The 21,103-nt window shown below is 70.8% G+C and carries 16 protein-coding genes and 2 pseudogenes; 14 read left to right on the top strand and 4 right to left on the bottom strand.

Annotated elements, in window-relative coordinates:
- Positions 1 to 2: 2 nt before the first annotated feature.
- Positions 3 to 920, bottom strand: coding sequence for an SDR family NAD(P)-dependent oxidoreductase (locus AC5P09_RS10845; protein WP_493873644.1), 918 nt, complete (start codon positions 918 to 920; stop codon positions 3 to 5).
- Positions 921 to 1,197: 277 nt separating this feature from the next.
- Here AC5P09_RS10845 and AC5P09_RS10850 point away from each other — a divergent pair, with 277 nt between their 5' ends.
- The 5 genes and pseudogenes from AC5P09_RS10850 (at position 1,198) to AC5P09_RS10870 (ending at position 5,769) form a co-directional block, all read left to right on the top strand.
- Positions 1,198 to 1,623, top strand: a complete 426-nt coding sequence (locus AC5P09_RS10850; protein ID WP_493873645.1) for a MarR family winged helix-turn-helix transcriptional regulator — start codon at positions 1,198 to 1,200, stop codon at positions 1,621 to 1,623.
- A 109-nt stretch (positions 1,624 to 1,732) separates the two neighbouring features.
- Positions 1,733 to 2,191, top strand: a pseudogene (locus AC5P09_RS10855) (MFS transporter); the annotation flags it as partial.
- Positions 2,169 to 3,422 (top strand): annotated as a pseudogene (locus AC5P09_RS10860) (alpha/beta hydrolase family protein); the annotation flags it as partial. The pseudogenes AC5P09_RS10855 and AC5P09_RS10860, both read left to right, overlap by 23 nt.
- 60 nt (positions 3,423 to 3,482) lie before the next feature.
- Positions 3,483 to 4,214: an IclR family transcriptional regulator gene (locus AC5P09_RS10865; protein WP_493873697.1), complete on the top strand. Its 732-nt coding sequence runs from the start codon at positions 3,483 to 3,485 to the stop codon at positions 4,212 to 4,214.
- Between the two features lie 154 nt (positions 4,215 to 4,368).
- A complete protein-coding gene (locus AC5P09_RS10870; protein ID WP_493873646.1) occupies positions 4,369 to 5,769 on the top strand; it encodes a glycoside hydrolase family 16 protein in 1,401 nt (466 codons plus the stop codon).
- A gap of 93 nt (positions 5,770 to 5,862) precedes the next feature.
- On the opposite strand, the gene AC5P09_RS10875 is transcribed toward AC5P09_RS10870, so the two are convergent.
- Positions 5,863 to 6,768, bottom strand: coding sequence for a helix-turn-helix transcriptional regulator (locus AC5P09_RS10875; RefSeq protein ID WP_493873647.1), 906 nt, complete (start codon positions 6,766 to 6,768; stop codon positions 5,863 to 5,865).
- A 166-nt stretch (positions 6,769 to 6,934) separates the two neighbouring features.
- Between AC5P09_RS10875 and tkt the strand changes: the two genes are divergently transcribed.
- From tkt to AC5P09_RS10915, 8 genes are all read left to right on the top strand, one after another.
- Positions 6,935 to 9,010 carry a transketolase gene (gene tkt / locus AC5P09_RS10880; protein WP_493873648.1) on the top strand — a complete coding sequence of 692 codons (2,076 nt, stop codon included), beginning with the start codon at positions 6,935 to 6,937 and terminating at the stop codon, positions 9,008 to 9,010.
- A gap of 19 nt (positions 9,011 to 9,029) precedes the next feature.
- Entirely contained in the window at positions 9,030 to 10,175 is a 1,146-nt protein-coding gene (gene tal / locus AC5P09_RS10885) for a transaldolase (protein ID WP_493873649.1), read from the top strand.
- Positions 10,172 to 11,782 (top strand): glucose-6-phosphate dehydrogenase, encoded by a 1,611-nt coding sequence (gene zwf, locus AC5P09_RS10890; RefSeq protein ID WP_493873650.1) that lies wholly within the window; start codon positions 10,172 to 10,174, stop codon positions 11,780 to 11,782. The genes tal and zwf overlap by 4 nt, the downstream gene beginning before the upstream one ends.
- Positions 11,779 to 12,714, top strand: coding sequence for a glucose-6-phosphate dehydrogenase assembly protein OpcA (gene opcA, locus AC5P09_RS10895; protein WP_307678414.1), 936 nt, complete (start codon positions 11,779 to 11,781; stop codon positions 12,712 to 12,714). Before zwf ends, opcA begins: the two co-directional genes overlap by 4 nt.
- Entirely contained in the window at positions 12,707 to 14,383 is a 1,677-nt protein-coding gene (gene pgi / locus AC5P09_RS10900) for a glucose-6-phosphate isomerase (protein WP_493873651.1), read from the top strand. The genes opcA and pgi overlap by 8 nt, the downstream gene beginning before the upstream one ends.
- A gap of 10 nt (positions 14,384 to 14,393) precedes the next feature.
- Positions 14,394 to 15,275 carry a phosphogluconate dehydrogenase (NAD(+)-dependent, decarboxylating) gene (gene gnd / locus AC5P09_RS10905; RefSeq protein ID WP_307680280.1) on the top strand — a complete coding sequence of 294 codons (882 nt, stop codon included), beginning with the start codon at positions 14,394 to 14,396 and terminating at the stop codon, positions 15,273 to 15,275.
- Positions 15,276 to 15,282: 7 nt separating this feature from the next.
- Complete coding sequence (locus tag AC5P09_RS10910) at positions 15,283 to 15,870, top strand: histidine phosphatase family protein (protein ID WP_493873652.1); 588 nt, start codon at positions 15,283 to 15,285, stop codon at positions 15,868 to 15,870.
- Between the two features lie 122 nt (positions 15,871 to 15,992).
- The gene (locus AC5P09_RS10915) at positions 15,993 to 17,456 is read left to right on the top strand and encodes a membrane-associated oxidoreductase (RefSeq protein WP_493873653.1); all 1,464 of its coding nucleotides are present in this window, start codon (positions 15,993 to 15,995) and stop codon (positions 17,454 to 17,456) included.
- Here AC5P09_RS10915 and AC5P09_RS10920 read toward each other — a convergent pair.
- Both AC5P09_RS10920 and AC5P09_RS10925 read right to left on the bottom strand, forming a co-directional pair.
- Positions 17,443 to 19,239 carry a bifunctional sugar phosphate isomerase/epimerase/4-hydroxyphenylpyruvate dioxygenase family protein gene (locus AC5P09_RS10920; RefSeq protein ID WP_493873654.1) on the bottom strand — a complete coding sequence of 599 codons (1,797 nt, stop codon included), beginning with the start codon at positions 19,237 to 19,239 and terminating at the stop codon, positions 17,443 to 17,445. The genes AC5P09_RS10915 and AC5P09_RS10920 overlap by 14 nt on opposite strands.
- A gap of 32 nt (positions 19,240 to 19,271) precedes the next feature.
- Positions 19,272 to 20,150 carry a shikimate dehydrogenase gene (locus AC5P09_RS10925; RefSeq protein ID WP_307680279.1) on the bottom strand — a complete coding sequence of 293 codons (879 nt, stop codon included), beginning with the start codon at positions 20,148 to 20,150 and terminating at the stop codon, positions 19,272 to 19,274.
- 157 nt (positions 20,151 to 20,307) lie between these two features.
- On the opposite strand from AC5P09_RS10925, the gene AC5P09_RS10930 reads away from it, so the two are divergent.
- On the top strand, positions 20,308 to 20,973 hold the full coding sequence (locus AC5P09_RS10930; RefSeq protein WP_266450194.1) for a TetR/AcrR family transcriptional regulator: 666 nt from the start codon (positions 20,308 to 20,310) through the stop codon (positions 20,971 to 20,973).
- Positions 20,974 to 21,103 lie beyond the last annotated feature (130 nt).

A 21,103-nucleotide genomic window follows, 5' to 3' on the forward strand; every position in this document is an offset into this window, starting at 1 on the left:
GGTCAGGCCTCCGGGAACTTGGGGGCCGGGATGCCGACCGTCTGGAGCTCGGCGCCGACCGACGTGGGGAAGGCGTCGGCCAGGGTCTCGGGGGTCCAGCCGCCGTCGGCGTAGGCCGCGCTGATCTCCTGCGGATGGGACCAGAGTGCCACCTTGTCGCCGCCGATGCCGATGGCCTGGCCGGTGATCGAGCGGGCCGCCTCGGAGGCGAGGAAGGGGACGAGGGCCGCGCAGTCCTCGGGGGTGCCGAAGCCCTCGCCCTTGCGGAGGAAGTCCGGCAGCGGCTCGCCGTTCTTCATCGCCTCGATGTAGGGCGCGAAGGCGGGGATGGTCTCGGTCATCGCGGTGGCGGCGACCGGCACGATCGCGTTCACGGTGATGCCGGCCCGGCCCAGCTCCATGGACCAGGTGCGGGCCATCGCGGCGATGCCGGCCTTGGCGGCGGCGTAGTTCGTCTGCCCGAAGTTGCCGCGCTGTCCGGCCGGGGAGCCGACCAGGATCAGGGTGCCGCCCTCGCCCTGCTCGCGCATGCGCACGGCGGCGGCCCGGGCGCAGGTGAAGGTGCCCTTGAGGTGGGTGGTGACGACCGCGTCGAAGTCCTCGTCGGTCATCTTCCACAGGACCTTGTCGCGCAGGATGCCCGCGTTGGTGACCAGGATGTCGAGGCGCCCGAACTCCTCGACGGCACGGTTGACCAGGCGCTCGGCGGCCTCGGTCGTGCCGACCGGGACCACCTCGGCGACGGCGGTGCCGCCCGCCGCGGTGATGGACTTCACGGCCTGCTCGGCCACGGCCTCGTCGACGTCGTTGATCACCACGGACGCGCCGTGGGCGGCCAGGGCGTGGGCGTAGGCGAGGCCGAGGCCCCGGCCGCTGCCGGTGATGACGGCGGCCTTGCCGGTGAGATCGATGCTGGGCACGGGCGGGTCCCTTCACAACATGACACGGGTGATGCGGCCGCGGCTGTGCGGCGTCGAGATCGAAGCTAAGAGCAATAATTGGTGACGTCAATAGTTGTTGCCGCCCGTCCGGTGCGTCAGACTGGGCCCAGCACCGATCCGGACACCACGCATCCACCGCTCAGCACGTCGAACCGCCCCGCCCGGGGCCTCTCCCAGGGAGCCCGCCATCGCCCGCCAGCCACACGCCACCGACCACGCCGCAGGCCCCGCCCCGATCGACGCCGACGAGCCGTGGATGCGCGGGCTGCACGCGGACACCGGCTATCTGCTGTACCGGCTGGGCCTGCGCTCCGGGCAACTGTTCAACGGCTTCCTCCAGGAGTCCGGCCTGCGCCTGCGCCACTACGCGCTGCTCCGCTTCCTCGCCACGTCCGGGGGCGCGCTCCAGCGCGAGCTGAGCACGACCCTCGGCTACGACCCGAGCGCGATCGTCGGCCTGGTCGACGACCTGGAGAAGCTGGGCTTCGCCGAGCGGCGCCCCTCCCCGGACGACCGCCGCAGCCGCATCGTCGTGCTCACCGAGGGGGGCCGCGGCTTCCTGCGCGACACCGACGAGGCCGGCCTGCGCGTGACCAACGAACTCCTCGGCCCGCTCGACCCGGCCGAACGGGACGCGCTGCACACGCTGCTGCTGCGGATCGCGGAGGACGGACTCAACTGATGCTATGCAAGTGATTGACGGCCGAACGGATAGTGCCTAACTTCGCCGGGGCGCCGATGAAGTCCCCCACCGGTGACACCCCCACGGCATCGGCACCAGGGAGCTCATCGTGCAGCCACCCCGCACGTCTGCCCGTCAACCGTCCCCGGATCAGCGGCAGTTGCGCCGCGTCGCGCTGTCCGGCCCGCTCGGCACGGCGTTGGAGTTCTACGACTTCCTCGTCTACGGCACGGTCGCCGCACTGGTCTTCGGCGACCTCTTCTTTCCCGGCGCCGACCCCGCGGTCGGCACGATCGCGGCCTTCGGCACCTTCGCCGCGGGCTATGTGGCCCGCCCGCTCGGCGGCATCATTTTCGGCCACTTCGGCGATCGCCTGGGCCGCAAGTCGATGATGCTGCTGACCATGGCCCTGATGGGCTGCGGCAGTTTCCTGATCGGCGTGCTGCCGACCTACGACATGATCGGCGTCTGGGCCCCCGTCCTCCTCGTCACCCTGCGCGTCGTGCAGGGTCTCGCGATCGGCGGCGAGTGGGGCGGCGCGACAACCCGCCGACTGGAACGGCACGGACCTCCTCTACAGCCACGGCTACCGCGCCGCCGGCTGGCCCAACCCGGCCCAGAACTCGCCCGATTCGGACTCCGGCGGGGACACGACCGCCCACCTCCTGGCCGAGGGCTACGCGCTCATCGGCTCCTCGTACGCGACGAACGGCTGGGCCGTCACCGACGCGGTGCCCGACCAACTCGCCACGCTGGACCTGTTCACGCAGAAGTTCGGCCCGGCCCTGCGGACACTCGCCTGGGGCACGTCGTACGGCGGCCTGGTGACGACGGCCCTGGCCGAGCGGCACGCCGACCGCTTCGACGGATCGCTCTCGATGTGCGGGCTCGTACAGGGCGGCGTCGCCAACTGGAACAGCACCCTGGATCCGGTGTTCGCGCTGAAGACCCTGCTCGCGCCGGACGCCGGCATCCCGCTCGCCGGGTTCGCCGACCAGGCGTCCGCGGTCGACGCGTCGAAGGCCCTCACCGCGAAGGTGGCCTCGGCCCAGCAGACGCCGGCGGGCCGCGCCCGGATCGCCCTGGCCGCCGCCCTGCACAACATCCCCGGCCACAACGACCCCGCACAGACCGAGCCCGGCCCGGGCGACTGGGACGGGCAGCAGGCCAACCAGTACGCGGCCGTCACCGGTCTGCTGAGCCTGCCCGCCTTCTCCTGGCGGCAGGAGGCGGAGAGCCGCGCCGGCGGCAACCCGTCCTGGAACACCGGTGTCGACTACACCGCCATGCTCGGGCGCTCCCCGCTGTACAAGGAGGTGACGGAGCTCTACAAGGAGGCGGGCGTGTCGCTGCGGAACGACCTCACGGCCCTCGCCCGCTCGCCGCGTGTCTCCGCCGACCCCGCCGCCGTACGCTGGATGCGACAGACCAGCACCTTCACCGGCCGGCTCACCGATCCCCAGCTGAACATCCACACCACCGGCGACGCGCTGATCCCCGTACAGTCCGAGAGCGCCTACCGGCGGGCCGCCACCGCCGCCGCCGCCGCGGGCCGGCTGCTCAGCCAGGCCTACGTCGACGGCCCCGGGCACTGCACCTTCACCACCGGCGAGATGGTCTGCGCCCTGCACACCCTGGAGCACCGACTGGACACCGGCCGCTGGGACACCTCGCCCGCCACCCTCAACTCCCGCGCCCAGCAGGAGGATCCGACCACCCCGGGCCGTTACCTCGCGTACCGGCCGACCGCCTACCCCCGCCCCTACGACCTCGCCCATCCCGGAGACGCCCGGCCATGACCACCCTCCCCCCCCTCTCGACGTCGCTCGCGCGGGGGGACCCCCACCGCGCCCGACCGGCTGCTGTCCGTCCTCGCCGCGTTCGACCACGAACACCCGGCGCTGAGCCTGACGGACATCAGCCGGCGGGCCGGGCTGACCCTGACCACCGCGCACCGGCTCGTCGGCGCGCTGACCGCGTGGGGCGCCCTGGAGCGCGACGAGTCCGGCACATACCACGTCGGCCTGCGCCTGTGGGAGGTCGCGGCGCTCGCACCGCGCGCCCTCGCACTGCGGCAGGTCGCGCTGCCGTATCTGGAGGACCTGTACGAAGCCACGCACCAGAACGTGCAGTTGGCGGTGCGCGACGGGTCCGAGGTCGTCTACATCGAGTGGATCTCGGGGCGCTCCGCGGTCGGCGTCCACATCCGCGTCGGAGCCCGCTGGCCCCTGCACGTCACCGGCGTCGGCCTCGCCCTGCTGGCGTACGGTGATCCGGACCTCCAGGAGGAGTACTGCGCCCGCCCGCTCGCCTCCTACACCCCGTACACGATCACCGACCCGAACCGGCTGCGCCGCGTCCTGGCCGAAGTACGCCGCTCGGGCGTCGCGGTGAGCGACCGCCAGGTCACCGAGGACGCCCTCTCGGTGGCCGCGCCGGTACGCGGGCCGGACGGGACACTGGTCGCGGCCGTGTCGGTCGTCGTTCCCCAGGAGGGGGCTCAGGTGCCGGCGCTCATCCCGGCGGTGCGGCTGGCCGCGCGGGGGATCTCGCGGGCACTGGGGTGGCAGCCGGCGGCTTCATCGGGTTAACCCACCTGGGCCAGAAGGACTTTCACGGTTACACCTCTTGACGACCGGAGTGGCCGGGAGCACATTGGGCGCACTTTGAGAGCGCTCTCAAAGCGTCAGCGCAGCGCTCCCGAAGGCACCCGCGCACCCCACTCCGTACCCGAGAGGCACCCCCATGAGTGATTCCTCCGGCATACCCCGCAGACGGCGCCCGTTCCGGCGGGCGATCGTCGCCGTCGTCAGCACGCTGGGCCTCGCGGCGGCCGCGGCCACGGTCGCCTCCCTGTCCGCGAACGCCGACGCGCCCACGCCCCCCGCAGGCTGGTCGCAGGTCTTCCTCGACGACTTCACCGGTGCCGCGGGCACCGGCGTCAACACCTCCAACTGGCAGTACGCCACCGGGACTTCGTATCCCGGCGGCCCCGCCAACTGGGGCACCGGCGAGGTCGAGACGATGACGAACAGCACCAGCAACGTCTCGCTCGACGGCAACGGCAACCTGCGCATCACCCCGCTGCGCAACGCGGCCGGCAACTGGACCTCGGGCCGCATCGAGACCAACCGCACCGACTTCCAGCCCCCGTCGGGCGGCAAGCTGCGCGTCGAGGCCCGCATCCAGATGCCGAACGTCACCGGCACCGCCGCGGAGGGCTACTGGCCCGCGTTCTGGATGCTGGGCGCGCCCTACCGGGGCAACTACCAGAACTGGCCGAGCGTCGGCGAGCTGGACATCATGGAGAACGTCCAGGGCCGCAACACGGTGTGGGCCACGATGCACTGCGGCACCAACCCGGGCGGCCCGTGCAACGAGACCACCGGCCTCGGCGGTTCGACCGCGTGTCCGGGCACCACCTGCCAGTCCGGCTTCCACACCTACAGCATGGAGTGGGACCGCTCGGCGAGCCCGGAAGCCATCCGCTTCTACGTCGACGGCGTCAACTTCCATACGGTCAACGCCAACCAGGTCGACGCGACGACCTGGTCCAACGCCACCAACCACGGCTTCTTCATCATCCTGAACGTGGCGATGGGCGGGGCCTTCCCCGACGCGTTCGGCGGCGGCCTGGACGGCGACACGCGGTCCGGCGTCCCCATGGTCGTGGACTACGTCCAGGTGCTGTCGGCCGCCGGCGGCGGTTCCACCACTCCCCCGCCGACCGGCAACCGTGACGCCTACGGCACCATCCAGTCCGAGTCCTTCGACAGCCAGTCCGGCGCCGGCACGGAGACCACCTCCGACACCGGCGGCGGCCAGAACCTGGCCTCCCTCGCCAACGGCGACTGGGCGCTCTACCGGGGCGTCACCTTCGGCTCCACGGCGGCCACCCAGTTCGTCGCCCGGGTGGCCAGCGGTGCGGGGAGCGGCGTCAGCGGTCTGGTCGAGGTCCGCCTGGACAGCCGTACGAGCACCCCCGTCGGCAGCTTCTCGCTGGCCAACACGGGTGGCTGGCAGTCCTGGCGGACGGTCCCGGCCAACATGAGTTCGGTCACCGGCACCCACGACGTCTATCTCACCTTCACGAGCGGCCAGCCGGCGGACTTCGTGAACGTGAACTGGTTCACCTTCGGCCGCTGACTCGCGGCCCGCTTCCCCGAACGGGGCTCCACGCGCGCGTGGAGCCCCGTTGTCGTGCCGGAAGTGGCGGAAGTGGCGGGAGTGCCGGCCGGGTCAGCGCAGCTCCGCCCGGAACGCCGCCGGCGTCATCTCCGTGTGCTGGTGGAAGAACTTCGAGAAGTTCGCCGCGTCCGGGAAGCCGACCGCCGCGCCGACCCGGCCGATCGGCAGGTCCGTGTGGGCCAGCAGCCGCTTCGCCTCCAGGATCACGCGTCTGTCGATGAAGCCCTTGGGGGTCTGGCCGGTGGCGGCGCGGACCGCTCGGACGAGGGTGCGGCGGGAGTAGCCGAGGGTGTCGGCGTAGGCGCTGACGCTGTGGTTGGTGGCGAAGCCCTTCTCGACGGCGTCCCGGAAGAGGGTGAAGGTGGTGTCCGACTGGCGCCTGGCCGCCTCCGCCGAGCTCGCCGCCAGGTGGGCGAGGCGGAGCAGGAACGCCGTGAGCGAGTGGCGCAGTACCGAGGTGTGCAGGCTCAGCGGGAGGGTGCTGGAGTCCTCGTACTCGCGCTGGAGCTGGGCGAGGGCGGCCCGGAGCGCGGCGAGCCGGGGTTCGTCGGGGCGCAGCAGGGGCGGCAGGTCGTAGCGGTACAGGCCGGTGGCCTCGACGACCGCGCGGGGCAGGAAGCCGGGCTGCATGGTCAGGACGGTTCCGCGGTACTCGCAGGTCGACGAGAAGCGGTGGACCTGCCCGGGGCGGATCCACAGCAGGTCGCCGGCCGTCGCCTCGTACTCGGCGAAGTCGACCATGTGGCGTACGGGGCCGCCGCTGAAGAGCATCACCACGTGGAAATCGATGCGGTGCACGCGTTCCAGCGGCGCGTCCGCGTGCCAGGTGCGGCCGGTGCCCATCGGGCCGACCTGCATGCCGACACCGCCGACGCTCAGTTCGACCGGGAAGGGGAACGTTCTGATCCCGTCCACTCCGCCGTCACTGTCTCCGCCTTGGATGGTTCTGTCCGCCATGTCCTTCTCGTGCCGCCTCGGTCGCAGACTGTGCCGCTCTGTGCCGCTGGTTGTGTCCCACTTTCACCACAGACTGACACACCGCGACCTTCCCCCGTAAAAGTCAGACTTTTAAGTTTGAACGCGTCAGACCAGCTACTTCCCTCCGATCGAGGACTTCTTGAAGATGAGCACGCAGACACCGGACAGCTTGGAATGGACCGAACTCGACCGGCGTGCCGTCGACACCGCCCGCGTTCTGGCGGCCGATGCCGTGCAGCGGGTCGGGAACGGGCACCCGGGCACGGCGATGAGCCTGGCCCCGGCGGCGTACACGATCTTTCAGAAGGTGATGCGTCACGATCCGGCCGACCCTGAGTGGACGGGCCGTGACCGCTTCGTCCTGTCCCCCGGGCACACCTCGCTCACCCTCTACACGCAGCTCTTCCTCTCCGGGTACGAGCTGGAGCTGGACGACCTGAAGGCGTTCAGGACGCACGGTTCGAAGACGCCCGGCCACCCCGAGTACGGCCACACGGCCGGCGTCGAGACCACCACTGGTCCGCTCGGGCAGGGTGTGGCCAACGCGGTGGGCATGGCGATGGCCGCCCGCTACGAGCGCGGCCTGTTCGACCCGGAAGCTCCCGAGGGCGAGTCGCCCTTCGACCACACCATCTGGGCGATCGTCTCCGACGGCGACCTGGAGGAGGGCATCTCCGCCGAGGCCTCCTCCCTGGCCGGCCACCAGAAGCTCGGCAACCTGGTCTTCGTCTACGACGACAACCACATCTCCATCGAGGGCGACACGGCGACCGCGTTCTCCGAGGACGTGCTGGGGCGGTACGAGGCGTACGGCTGGCACGTGCAGCGGATCGAGCCCGGCGCCGACGGCGACATCGACGTGCACGCCCTGTACGCGGCCCTCACGTCCGCCAAGGCCGAGACCGGGCGGCCCTCGATCATCGCGATGCGCACGATCATCGCCTGGCCCGCGCCGAACGCGCAGAACACCGAGGCCGCGCACGGCTCCGCGCTCGGCGAGGACGAGGTCGCCGCCACCAAGCGGGTCCTGGGCTTCGACCCGTCGCGGTCCTTCGAGGTGGCGGACGAGGTGCTCGCCCACGCCCGCCGTGCCCTGGACCGGGGCGCCGAGGCGCACGCCGCCTGGGACAAGCGGATCGACAAGTGGCGCGGCGCCGACCCCGAGCGCGCCAGGCTCTTCGACCGGGTCGTGGCGGGTCAGCTGCCCGAGGGCTGGGAGGACGCCCTGCCGGTCTTCGAGGAGGGCAAGTCCCTCGCGACCCGCGCCGCCTCCGGCAAGGTGCTGCAGTCGCTCGGCGGCGTGCTCCCCGAGCTGTGGGGCGGCTCCGCCGACCTGGCCGGCTCGAACAACACCACCATCGACAAGACGAGCTCCTTCCTGCCGAAGGGCAATCCGCTGCCGGAGGCCGATCCGTACGGCCGGACGATCCACTTCGGCATCCGCGAGCACTCGATGGCCGCGGAGATGAACGGCATCGCCCTGCACGGCAACACCCGTGTCTACGGCGGCACCTTCCTGGTCTTCTCCGACTACATGCGCAACGCCGTCCGCCTCTCCGCGCTGATGCAGCTGCCCGTGACGTACGTCTGGACGCACGACTCCATCGGCCTCGGCGAGGACGGCCCCACCCACCAGCCGGTGGAGCACCTCGCGTCCCTGCGCGCCATCCCGGGCCTGAACATCGTCCGGCCCGCCGACGCCAACGAGACCGCGATCGCCTGGGCCGAGATCCTCAAGCGGCACGCCGTCAACCCGGCTCCGCACGGCCTCGCCCTCACCCGCCAGGGCGTGCCGACGTACGCGCCGAACCCGGATGCGGCTCGTGGCGGTTACGTACTGAAGGAGTCCTCCACCGGGACCCCGGACGTCGTTCTGATCGCCACCGGCTCCGAGGTGCAGCTCGCCGTCGCCGCGCGGGAGCGGCTGGAGGCCGAGGGGGTCGGCACCCGGGTGGTGTCGATGCCGTCCGTGGAGTGGTTCGAGGAGCAGCCGCGGGAGTACCGCGAGAGCGTGCTTCCGCCGTCGGTGAAGGCCCGCGTTGCGGTCGAGGCCGGGATCGGTCTGACGTGGTACCGGTTCGTGGGCGACGCAGGACGCATCGTCTCCCTCGAACACTTCGGCGCTTCCGCCGACGCCAAGATCCTGTTCGCCGAGTTCGGCTTCACCCCCGAGAACGTCGCCGCCGCAGCCAGGGAATCCCTGGCCGCCGCCCGCGGTTGATCCGATCGCCCGAGAGAAGATGATCACAGTGACCGAAGAAACCGCGACCGCGGAACCACTCAAGCGCCTGTCCGACGAGGGCGTCTCCATCTGGCTGGACGACCTGTCGCGCAGGCGGATCGAATCCGGCAACCTCGCCGAACTCGTCGAGACGAAGCACGTGGTGGGCGTCACCACCAACCCCTCCATCTTCCAGGCCGCCATCGGCTCCGGAGAGGGCTACGAGGAGCAGCTGGGCGACCTCGCCGTGCGGGGCGTCACGGTGGACGAGGCCGTCCGTATGATGACGACCGCCGACGTGCGTGCAGCCGCCGATATTCTGGATTCTGTATACACATCTACCGGCGGTCGCGACGGCCGGGTCTCCATCGAGGTCGACCCGCGGCTCGCCCACGACACGACGGCGACCATCGCCGAGGCCAGGCAGCTCTCCTGGCTGGTGAACCGCCCGAACGTCATGATCAAGATCCCGGCGACGAAGGCGGGTCTGCCGGCCATCACCGAGGTGATCGGCGCCGGCATCAGCGTCAACGTCACGCTGATCTTCTCCCTGGAGCGCTACCGCGAGGTCATGGACGCCTACCTCGCCGGCCTGGAGAAGGCGCAGGCGAAGGGCCTGGACCTGTCCCGGATCCACTCCGTCGCCTCCTTCTTCGTCTCCCGGGTCGACTCCGAGATCGACAAGCGGCTGACGGTCCTCGGCACGGACGAGGCCCTCGCCCTGAAGGGGAAGGCGGCGCTGGCCAACGCCCGGCTCGCCTACGAGGCGTACGAGAGCGTCTTCGCCGGTGAGCGCTGGACCGCTCTCGCCGGCGCCAAGGCCAACAAGCAGCGTCCGCTGTGGGCGTCGACCGGTGTGAAGGATCCCGCATACAAGGACACGCTGTACGTCGACGATCTGGTCGCGCCGGGCACGGTCAACACGATGCCCGAGGCCACGCTGAACGCCACCGCCGACCACGGCCGGATCACCGGCGACACCGTCACCGGCGGCTACGCGCAGGCCCGCGCCGACCTGGCCGCCGTGGAGAAGCTCGGGATCTCCTACGACGAGGTCGTGCAGCAGCTGGAGGACGAGGGCGTCGCCAAGTTCGCGGTGGCCTGGCAGGACCTGCTGGACGCCGTGACGAAGTCTCTGAACAGCAAGGGGGTTGACGGGGAATGAGCGAGGAGCTTCCCGAAACGACGGCGGAGGAGACCCGGGCGCCGGCGGCCGAGCCGGAGGTGACCGTCCCGGTCCTCCCCGCGGCCGACTGGTCCAACCCCCTGCGCCACCCGCAGGACCGCCGCCTGCCCCGGATCGCGGGCCCGTCCGGTCTCGTCATCTTCGGTGTCACCGGCGACCTGTCCCGCAAGAAGCTGATGCCGGCCGTCTACGACCTGGCCAACCGCGGCATGCTCCCGCCGGGCTTCTCGCTGGTCGGCTTCGCCCGGCGCGACTGGGAGGACCAGGACTTCGCGCAGGTCGTGCACGACTCGGTGCGCGAGCACGCCCGGACCCCGTTCCGCGAGGAGGTCTGGCAGCAGCTCGCCGAGGGCATGCGGTTCATTCCCGGCGACTTCGACGACGACACGGCGTTCAAGCAACTGCGCTCCGCCGTCGACGAGTTGGACGCCTCGCGCGGGACCAGCGGCAACTACGCCTTCTATCTCTCCGTACCGCCGAAGTTCTTCCCGAAGGTCGTGCGCCAGCTGAAGAAGCACGGCCTCGCGAACGCCCCCGAGGGCTCCTGGCGGCGCGCGGTCATCGAGAAGCCGTTCGGGCGGGACCTGAAGAGCGCGCGGGAGCTGAACGCGCTCGTGCACGACGTGTTCGAGCCGGACCAGGTCTTCCGCATCGACCACTACCTCGGCAAGGAGACCGTCCAGAACATCCTGGCGCTCCGCTTCGCCAACCAGATGTACGAGCCGATCTGGAACCGGTCGTACGTCGACCACGTACAGATCACGATGGCCGAGGACATCGGCATCGGCGGCCGGGCCGGCTACTACGACGGCATCGGCGCCGCCCGTGACGTCATCCAGAACCACCTCCTGCAGCTGATGGCGCTGACCGCCATGGAGGAGCCGGCCGCCTTCGACGCCGAGTCGCTGCTCATGGAGAAGCTGAAGGCGCTCAAGGCCGTGAAGCTGCCGGAGGACATCGGCGCCCACACGGTCCGCGGGCAGTACGCCGAGGCCTGGCAGGGCGGCGAGCGGGTGCGCGGCTACCTCGGCGAAGACGGTATCGACCCGTCCTCCACGACGGACACCTACGCCGCGATCAAGCTGAACGTCGACAACCGCCGCTGGGCGGGCGTCCCCTTCTACCTGCGCACCGGCAAGCGGCTGGGCCGCCGGGTCACCGAGATCGCGGTGGTCTTCCAGCGGGCCCCGCACTCGCCCTTCGACTCCACGGCCACCGAGGAGCTGGGCCAGAACGCGATCGTCATCCGCGTCCAGCCCGACGAGGGCATGACGGTCCGGTTCGGGTCGAAGGTGCCGGGCACCTCGATGGAGATCCGGGACGTGACGATGGACTTCGCGTACGGCGAGTCGTTCACGGAGTCCAGCCCGGAGGCGTACGAGCGGCTCATCCTGGATGTCCTCCTGGGAGACGCCAACCTGTTCCCCCGTCACCAGGAAGTGGAAGAGTCCTGGAAGATCCTCGACCCGATCGAGGAGCACTGGGCGAACCACGGCAGGCCGGCGCAGTACGCGTCGGGCAGCTGGGGACCCGAGGAAGCCGACGAGATGCTCGCACGAGACGGACGGAGCTGGCGCAGGCCATGAAGATCGACCTGACCGACACCACGGCAAGCAAGATCAACAAGGCGTTGGTGCAGGGTCGCCGCGCCATCGGCACCCCTGCCGTGGGCATGGTCCTGACGATGGTGATCGTCACGGACGAGGAGAACGCCTACGACGCGATCAAGGCGGCCGAGGAGGCCTCGCACGAGCACCCCTCGCGCACCCTGGTCGTCATCAAGCGGCACGCCCGCACCCCGCGCGACCGCACCAACTCCCACCTCGACGCCGAGGTGCGGGTCGGCGCCGACGCGGGCACCGGCGAGACGGTCATCCTCAGGACGTACGGCGAGGTGTCCGACCACGCCGACTCCGTCGTCCTGCCGCTGCTGCTGCCGGACGCCCCGGTCGTCGTGTGGTGGCCGGTGGACGCGCCGGAGAACCCGGCGAAGGACCCGCTGGGCGCGCTCGCCCAGCGCCGGATCACCGACCTGTACGCGGTGGAGAACCCGCTCCAGGTGCTGGACTCACGCATCCGTACCTACGCGCCCGGCGACACCGACCTCGCCTGGACACGGCTCACCCCGTGGCGTTCGATGCTGGCCGCGGCCCTGGACCAGGCCCGCGTGAAGGTGATCTCGGCGGCCGTGGAGGCCGAGGAGGAGAACCCCGCGGCCGAGCTGCTGGCCCGCTGGCTGGAGGCCCGCCTCGGCGTCACGGTCGACCGGGTCGTCACCGCCGGACCGGTCGTCACGGCCGTGCGCCTGGGCACCGAGAACGGCGAGATCGTCATCGACCGCCCCGAGGGCCCGCTGGCCACGCTGTCCCTGCCGGGGCAGCCCTCGCGCACCCTCGCGCTGAAGGTCCGCACCACCTCCGAACTCATCGCCGAGGAGCTCAGGCGCCTCGACGCGGACGAGATGTACGCCGTCGCCCTGCGGGGCGAGGCCACCGAGGAGATCCCCGCACATGTCTGACTCCCCCACCGGCTCCCCTGCCGGCTCCCCCAGCCTCACCCGGCGACCCCAGTGGGCGGCCCTGGAGGACCACCGCGCCCAGTGGCACCCGCATCTGCGTGAGCTGTTCGCGACGGACCCCGGGCGCGCGGAGCGGTACGTCGTGCGCGTCGGCGACCTGCGCATCGACTACTCCAAGCACCTGATCACCGACGAGACCCTCGCCCTGCTCCAGGAACTCGCCGCCGCCACCGACGTGTTCGGGCTGCGCGACGCCATGGTCGACGGCGAGCGGATCAACATCACCGAGGACCGCGCCGTACTGCACACCGCGCTGCGGGCGCCCGCGAACGCGGTGATCGAGGTCGACGGCGAGAACGTCGTCCCCAAGGTCCACGCGGTCCTCGACCAGATGACCTCCTTCGCCAACCGGGTGCGCTCCGGCGAGTGGACCGGCCACACCGGCAAGCGGATCAGGAACGTCGTCAACATCGGCATCGGCGGCTCGGACCTGGGCCCGGCGATGGCGTACGAGGCCCTGCGGGCGTACACCGCACGGGACCTGACGTTCCGCTTCGTGTCGAACGTGGACGGCGCCGACCTCCACGAGGCCATCCGCGACCTGGACCCTGCTCAGACCCTGTTCATCGTCGCGTCCAAGACGTTCACCACCATCGAGACCATCACCAACGCCACCTCGGCCCGCTCCTGGCTGCTGCACGGCCCCGGCGGCCTCGGCGAGGACAAGGCCGTCGCGAAGCACTTCGTCGCCCTGTCGACGAACGCGGAGAAGGTCACCGAGTTCGGCATCGACCCGGACAACATGTTCCAGTTCTGGGACTGGGTCGGCGGCCGTTACTCGTTCGACTCGGCGATCGGCCTGTCGCTGATGATCGCCATCGGCCCGGACCACTTCCTGGAGATGCTCGACGGTTTCCGGATCGTCGACGAGCACTTCCGCAACGAGCCCGCCGAGGACAACGCCCCGCTGATCCTGGGCCTGTTGGGCGTCTGGTACGGCAACTTCTTCGGCGCCCAGTCGCACGCGGTCCTGCCGTACAGCCACTATCTGTCGAAGTTCACCGCGTACCTGCAGCAGCTCGACATGGAGTCCAACGGCAAGTCGGTGGACCGTGACGGCAACCCGGTGGAGTGGCAGACCGGCCCCGTGGTGTGGGGCACGCCCGGCACCAACGGGCAGCACGCCTACTACCAGTTGATCCACCAGGGCACCAAGCTCATCCCGGCCGACCTGATCGGCTTCGCCCGCCCGGTGGGCGAGCTGAGCGACGAACTCAAGGCGCAGCACGACCTGTTGATGGCCAACCTGTTCGCGCAGGGCCAGGCGCTCGCCTTCGGCAAGACCGCGGAAGAGGTACGCGCGGAGGGCGTGGCCGAACACCAGGTCGCGCACCGCACGTTCAAGGGCAACCACCCCACGACCACGATCCTGGCGAAGGAACTCACGCCGTCCGTCCTCGGCCAGCTGATCGCCCTCTACGAGCACAAGGTGTTCGTCCAGGGCGCGATCTGGAACATCGACTCCTTCGACCAGTGGGGCGTCGAGCTCGGCAAGGTCCTCGCCAAGCGCGTCGAGCCCGCCCTCACCGAAGGCGCCGACGTGCCCGGTCTCGACCCCTCCACCGCCGCCCTCGTGGCCACCTATCGTGAACTGAAGGAAGTGCGCTGACATGGCAACGATGCAGTTGGGCCTCATCGGCCTCGGCAAGATGGGCGGCAACATGCGCGAGCGGATCCGCCGCGCCGGCCACACCGTCATCGGTTACGACCGCAACCCCGAACTCTCCGACGTGAGCGGCCTGGCCGAACTGGTCGACAAGCTCGAAGCCCCGCGCACGGTGTGGGTGATGGTCCCGGCCGGCGCTCCCACCCAGTCCGTCGTCGACGAGCTCGGCGACCTCCTCTCCCCCGGCGACACGGTCGTCGACGGCGGCAACTCCCGCTGGACCGACGACGAGCAGCACGCCGCCGAACTCGGCGCCAAGGGCATCGGCTTCGTCGACGCGGGCGTATCCGGCGGGGTGTGGGGCCTGAAGAACGGCTACGCCCTGATGGTCGGCGGCGACAAGGAGCACGTCGACCGGCTGCGGCCGATCTTCGACGCCCTCAAGCCGGAAGGGCCGTCCGGATTCGTCCACGCGGGCAAGGTCGGCGCCGGGCACTTCTCCAAGATGGTCCACAACGGTATCGAGTACGCCATGATGCAGGCGTACGCCGAGGGCTGGGAGCTCCTGGAGGCGGTGGACTCGGTCACCGACGTGCGCGAGGTCTTCCGCTCCTGGCAGGAGGGCACCGTCATCCGCTCCTGGCTGCTCGACCTGGCCGTCAACGCCCTCGACGAGGACGAGCACCTGCACAAGCTGCGCGGGTACGCGGAGGACTCCGGCGAGGGCCGCTGGACCGTCGAGGCCGCCATCGACAACGCGGTGCCGCTGCCGGCGATCACGGCGTCGTTGTTCGCCCGGTTCGCGTCCCGCCAGGACGACTCTCCGCAGATGAAGATGGTCGCGGCGCTGCGCAACCAGTTCGGCGGCCACGCCGTCGAGTCGGCGAAGGAGTAGTCCGGCCGTGGGGGATCTTCTTCTGGTCCGTCACGGTGAGACGGAGTGGAGCGTGTCGGGCCAGCACACCAGCTGGACCGACCTGCCCCTCACCCAGCACGGCGAGGAACAGGCCAAGTTGCTCGCTCCGCTCCTCTCGTCGCGGACCTTCGTTCTCGCCCTGTCCAGCCCGTTCGGCCGCGCGATACGCACCGCCGAACTGGCGGGCCTCACCGGGGTCGTGTCCGACCCCGACCTGCACGAGTGGGACTACGGCGGCTACGAGGGCGTCACCACCGTGGACATCCACCGCACCCGGCCCGACTGGTATCTGTGGACCGACGGCGTGCCGCCCGGCCCGGACGGGCATCCCGGCGAGTCGCCCGCCGAGGTGGGACTGCGTGCCGACCGGGTGCTCGCCCGCGTGGACACCGCCCTGCCCGACGGCGACGTCATCCTCGTGGCGCACGCCCACTTCCTGCGCGTGCTGACGGCACGCCGGCTGGGACTGGATCCCGCGGACGGTCGACTGTTCCAACTGGCGACGGCAACATTCAGTCGACTGTCCACAGAACACGGTCGACCGGTGATCGCGGAGTGGAACACCAGGCCGTAGGCCGAGGCGGGACCCGCACTGCAGCACGTTCCGGACGCGGGTGGTGAGCATGACCGCGTCCGGAACCGCCGACCACGGGGGCGAGTTGACACCCGGGGAGCGGCACGTCAGAGTCGCGGCTGATGGAGATCGACAACTTGACGCCGGCCGAACTGCGGGTGTGGCGTGCCTTCCCCCGGGGCGAGGCCGTGGACTTTCGTACGGCGGAGGGCGAGGACCCGGCGGCGGGCGCCGACTGGGGACCGGAACGGACACTGCGCGCCTCGGTGCTCAGGGCGCTGCTGGTCAGCGCGCCCCAGGAGGACGGCGAGATCGCCGCCCTCAGGGTCATCGGCGCACTGATCACCGGCGCGCTCGACCTCACCCACGCCGTCGTCGACCATCCGGTCCGCCTGGCCCACTGTCACTTCACCGGCCCGCCCGACCTGTACGGCAGCCAGCTGCGCAGGCTCAGCCTGCGCGGCTCCGTGCTGCCCGCCCTCGACCTCGGCAGCGCGCGGGTCGACGGCGTGGTGCAGATGGCGGACTGCCGGGTGCGAGGGCGGGTGCAACTGAGCGGGGCCCACATATCCGGCGCCCTGGTCCTGGATCACGCCGAACTCACCACGCAGGACACCTCGGAGCCGGTACTCAAGCTCAACCAGACATTGATAGAGGACGGTCTGCGGGCACCGGAGCTGCGCGCACACGGCGAGGTACGGCTCAACGGCGCCACCGTCAACGGATCGGTCGATCTCAGGGGCGCGCGCCTCAGCTGCCCCGGCCACGTCGCCCTCGACGCCCAGACTCTCACCGTCGAGGGCGACTTCCTGCTGCGGAACACCCACGTACGCGGCTGGATCGGCCTGCGCGGCGTTCGTGTCACCGGCCGCCTCGACCTGTCGTACGCACGTCTGTCGAACCCCGGGGACGCGGCACTGCGCGCCACCAGCTGCACCATCGGGGAGCTCTGGCTGCGGAAGGGGCCTCCTCCTGACGGCTTCCTCAACCTGCGCCGCGCCCATGTCGAAGTCCTGTTCCTGGAGCCGGAGATGGTGCCCGACAGGGTGCTGCTCAACAGCCTTGTCTACACCTCGCTCACCCCGCACGAGCCCGCCGCTCGCCGTCTGCCGATGCTGGAGCGCGATGGCGACGGCTACGTCCCGCACGCCTACGAGCAGCTGACCGCCGCCTACCTGCGCATCGGCGACGACCACGCCGCCCGGCTCGTCCAGCTCGCCAAGCAGCGCCGGCACCGCACCACGCTCCCCTGGTACGGCCGTGTGTGGGGCCATGTCCAGGACGCCGCCGTCGGCTACGGTTTCCGCCCGCTGCGCGCCTTCGGGTGGCTGCTGTCGCTGCTCGCGATCGGCTCGGTCGCGTACGCGCTGCACCACCCGCGCCCGCTCAAGCCGTCCGAGGCCCCCGACTTCAACCCGGTGTTCTACACGCTCGACCTGCTGCTGCCGGTGATCTCCTTCGGTCAGGAAGGCGCCTTCGCACCGGAGGGCGGGTACCAGACGCTGTCGTACGCCCTGGTGATCGCCGGCTGGATCCTGGCCACGACGGTCTTCGCCGGCGTGACCCGGACCGTCAGCCGCCAGTGAGCCGCCGCACCGCGTGCTGGGCGGCCAGGCGGACGGGGGCGTTCTGGGCGCCGTAGCCGCGGTAGCCGCCGTCACGCTGGACCAGCTCGAAGAAGACGCGGCCGATGGTGGGCGTGTAGCAGTGGCGGAACTCGCCGTGTGCGTCGCGGTCGTAGAGGATGCCGAGTTCGCGGTACGTCTCCAGCTCGCCGTCGGCGAACTCGTACCGGGCCGCCAGGTCGTCGTAGTAGTTGGCGGGGATCGGCAGCAGCCGGCCGCCGGCCTCGGCGAAGCGGCGGGCCGCGGCGACGACGTCGTCGGTGGCCAGGGCGATGTGCTGGGCGTGGACCGTGTCGTCGGTGGGGGCCGCGCCGACGGTGAGGGCGATCCGGACGCTGCCGTCGTCGGTGGTGACGGCGCGGCTGCGCATCAGCCCGTAGGGGTCGGCGACGTCGACGCTCTCCTGCGCGTGCAGGCCGAGCACGCTGCGGTGGAAGAGGGCCGCCTCGTCGAAGTGGTGCCAGGGCTGGGTGAGCGCGAGGTGGTCGATGCGGGCCGCGTGTCCGGGTGCCGGCGCCTGCGCGATGTCCTCGAAGTCGGCCCGCCAGTTGGGGAGTTCGGGGCGGTCCGTCGCGCAGAAGAACAGCTCCGTGCCGTCGGGGGCGAGCACCGCGTCCAGCTGGGCGTCCTCCGGGGCGCGGCGGCGGGGCAGCACCGGGGCCAGCAGGGCCTCGGCGCGACGGGCGGCGGCCGTCGGGTCCGGTGACTCCAGCCCGATCGCGGCGAGCCCGGTGCCGTCACGGCGTACGGCCGTCCCGGTGTTGACCAGGAGTCGGGCCTCGCCCTGCTGCCACAGGTCGACGGGCTTGCTGCGGTGCCGTGCGGTGCGGGCGAAGCCCAGCGCGCCGAGCACCGCCGAGAGCGGTTCGGCGTCGGGTGTCACGAGTTCGGCGAAGGCGATGCCCGTCGGGGCGACCGAGGCGGGCGGTGCGGCGATACCGACCGTCTCCTGGAGGACGAGGAGGGAACGCCGGGCGTCCACGGCCGTGGGACCGGCCTCGGCCTGGCGGAAGACGTCGTTGAAGATCTCGAGGGAGAGCGGACCGTCGTATCCCGTATGCAGAACACTGCGGACGAGTCCGGCGACGTCGAAGCCGCCCTGCCCCGGGAAGCAGCGGTAGTGGCGGCTCCATTGCAGGACGTCCATCGCGAGCAGCGGGGCGTCGGCCAGCTGGAGGAAGAAGATCTTCTCGCCGGAGATGTCCTCGATGCCCTTGGGGTCCGAACCCCGGGAGAGGATGTGGAAGCTGTCCAGGCAGGTGCCGAGCGCCGGGTGGCCGGCGGTCTCCACGATGTGCCAGGCGTGGTCGTAGGTGCTGACGTGCCGTCCCCACGCGAGCGCCTCGTAGGCGACCCGGATGCCGAAGTCCTGCGCCAGGTCGGCCAGTCGGCCCAGCTGTGCGGCGGCGAGGGCGTCGTCGTCGACCGCGAGCGGGGAGACGCTGGAGCAGACGAGGACGGTGTCGGCGCCGAGCCTGTCCATCAGCTCGAACTTGTGCCGGGCGCGGCGCAGGTTGCGGGCGAACTCGTCCTCGGGCACGGCCTCGATGTCCCGCATCGGCTGGTAGAGGTCGATGGTGAGACCGAGGTCGGCGCAGCGGGTGCGGATCTCCTCCGGGGTGAGAGGGCTCGCGAGCAGGTCGTTCTCGAAGATCTCGACGCCGTCGAAGCCGGCCCGGGAGGCGGCCGTGAGCTTCTCGGTGAGGGATCCGCTGAGGGAGACGGTGGCGATGGACGTACGCATGTCGGTACCTCTGTCTGTCGAGACGCCCGGTACTACTTCGGTGCCGGTACGGCGCCGGCCAGCTCCGCGATGTCCGCGAGCATCCGCGCGCTGTCGGGTTCCCGGCCGGTGAACAGGCGGAACGCGTCCGCGGCCTGGAAGACGGCCATGCCGCCGCCGTCGAGCGTGGCGCAGCCGAGCGCGCGGGCGGTGCCCAGCAGTTCGGTCTCCAGGGGGCGGTATACCACCTCGGCCACCCACAGGCCGGGGTGCAGGAGTGCGGCGGGGAAGGGCAGGCCGGGGTGGGCGGCCATTCCGGTGGGGGTGGCGTGGACCAGGCCGTCGGCCCGGGCGAGCAGCTCCGCCAGCCGGCCGGGAGTGGCGGCGAGTGCCCGCCCCTCGCCGAAGTGTCGGTTCAGGGAGTCGGCGAGAGCGGCCGCCCGCTCGGGCATCGCGTCCACGACCGTGACCCGCTCGGCGCCGAGGGTGAGCATGGCGTGCGCGACGGCCGCGCCCGCACCGCCCGCGCCCAGCTGCACGACCCGCTCCAGCGGTGCGTCGGGCAGACCGCGCGCGAAGGAGGCGGCGAAGCCGGTGACGTCGGTGTTGTGGCCGACGGCCCGGCCGTCCTCCTCGAAGACAACGGTGTTGACCGCGCCCAGCGCCTCGGCCTGCGGGGCGAGGGCGTCCAGGTGCCGGATGACCTGCTGCTTGCAGGGGTGCGTGATGTTGAGCCCGTCGAAGCCCAGCTCCCGGGCCGCCCGGACCAGGTCGCCCACCGCCTCGGGCGGGACCCCGAGGGTGTCGATGTCGATGAGCCGGTACACATAGCGCAGACCCTGACGGTCGGCCTCCCGCTCGTGCAACGCGGGACTGAGCGAGGGCCCGATACCGGAACCGATCAGACCGACGAGATACGAGTCCTTGGGCACCACGCGGGACCTCCTGAGCGGTCACAATGTACGAACTAGTACGTTAGCTATATCAGCCTCACCGGTCCACGGGAAGCCCTCGGACGATGACCGAGGTCCTGCGCGGCACCCCTCCTTCTACAATCTGCGGCACAGACCCGTAAGCCGAAGGAACCCGATGACCAGCGTCGAAGAACCGGCACGACCCAACGGGCGCATCCGTGACGCCGTCCGCACCCAGGCCGAGATTCTCGACGTGGCGACCCAGGAGTTCGCCCGGGCAGGCTTCGCCGGGGCCCGCGTGGACGAGATCGCGGCCCGCACCCGCACCACCAAGCGGATGATCTACTACTACTTCGGCGGCAAGGAACAGCTGTTCACGGCCGTGCTCGAGCGGGCGTACGCCGTGATCCGCGAGGCCGAGCAGGGGCTCGACGTCGAACACCTGGACCCGGTCGCCGCCATCCGGCGCCTGGCGGAGGTCACCTTCGACCACCACGAGCAGCACCCCGACTTCATCCGCCTGGTGAGCATCGAGAACATCCACGAGGCCGTGCACATCGCCGCCTCCGAGAAGCTCGGCAAGATCAGCTCGCCGGCGCTCGACGTGATCCGCCGGATCCTGGAACAGGGGCAGAAGTCGGGGCTGTTCACGGCCGACGTGGACGCCGTCGACCTGCACGCGATGATCAGCGCGTTCTGCTTCTTCCGGGTCGCCAACCGGCACACCTTCGGCGCCCTGTTCGGCCGCGACCTGATCGATCCCGCCCAGCGCGAGCACTACCGCGCGATGCTCGGCGACATGGTGATCGCCTACCTGACGGCGGAGCGTGCGACGGACTGAGGGCGGACCGGGAAGCTCCTGAACAGGAAGATCCTTCGGTACGGCCTCTTGACACGCGGGAAACGTCGGCGCAACATCCCACCCACCGCCACTAACTATCCAGTGGGTTAATTATCCGAAGATCCGGCCC

It is taken from the genome of Streptomyces sp. a15, assembly GCF_059026085.1.

Excerpts from the sequence above, each read along its gene's own strand:
- zwf (WP_493873650.1), top strand. The coding sequence starts at position 10,172 with ATGAGCGAGGAGCTTCCCGAAACGACGGCGGAGGAGACCCGGGCGCCG.
- pgi (WP_493873651.1), top strand. The coding sequence starts at position 12,707 with ATGTCTGACTCCCCCACCGGCTCCCCTGCCGGCTCCCCCAGCCTCACC.
- opcA (WP_307678414.1), top strand. The coding sequence starts at position 11,779 with ATGAAGATCGACCTGACCGACACCACGGCAAGCAAGATCAACAAGGCG.
- AC5P09_RS10870 (WP_493873646.1), top strand. The coding sequence starts at position 4,369 with ATGAGTGATTCCTCCGGCATACCCCGCAGACGGCGCCCGTTCCGGCGG.
- AC5P09_RS10850 (WP_493873645.1), top strand. The coding sequence starts at position 1,198 with ATGCGCGGGCTGCACGCGGACACCGGCTATCTGCTGTACCGGCTGGGC.
- AC5P09_RS10875 (WP_493873647.1), bottom strand. The coding sequence starts at position 6,768 with ATGGCGGACAGAACCATCCAAGGCGGAGACAGTGACGGCGGAGTGGAC.
- gnd (WP_307680280.1), top strand. The coding sequence starts at position 14,394 with ATGCAGTTGGGCCTCATCGGCCTCGGCAAGATGGGCGGCAACATGCGC.
- tal (WP_493873649.1), top strand. The coding sequence starts at position 9,030 with ATGATCACAGTGACCGAAGAAACCGCGACCGCGGAACCACTCAAGCGC.
- AC5P09_RS10920 (WP_493873654.1), bottom strand. The coding sequence starts at position 19,239 with ATGCGTACGTCCATCGCCACCGTCTCCCTCAGCGGATCCCTCACCGAG.
- tkt (WP_493873648.1), top strand. The coding sequence starts at position 6,935 with ATGAGCACGCAGACACCGGACAGCTTGGAATGGACCGAACTCGACCGG.
- AC5P09_RS10930 (WP_266450194.1), top strand. The coding sequence starts at position 20,308 with ATGACCAGCGTCGAAGAACCGGCACGACCCAACGGGCGCATCCGTGAC.
- AC5P09_RS10915 (WP_493873653.1), top strand. The coding sequence starts at position 15,993 with ATGGAGATCGACAACTTGACGCCGGCCGAACTGCGGGTGTGGCGTGCC.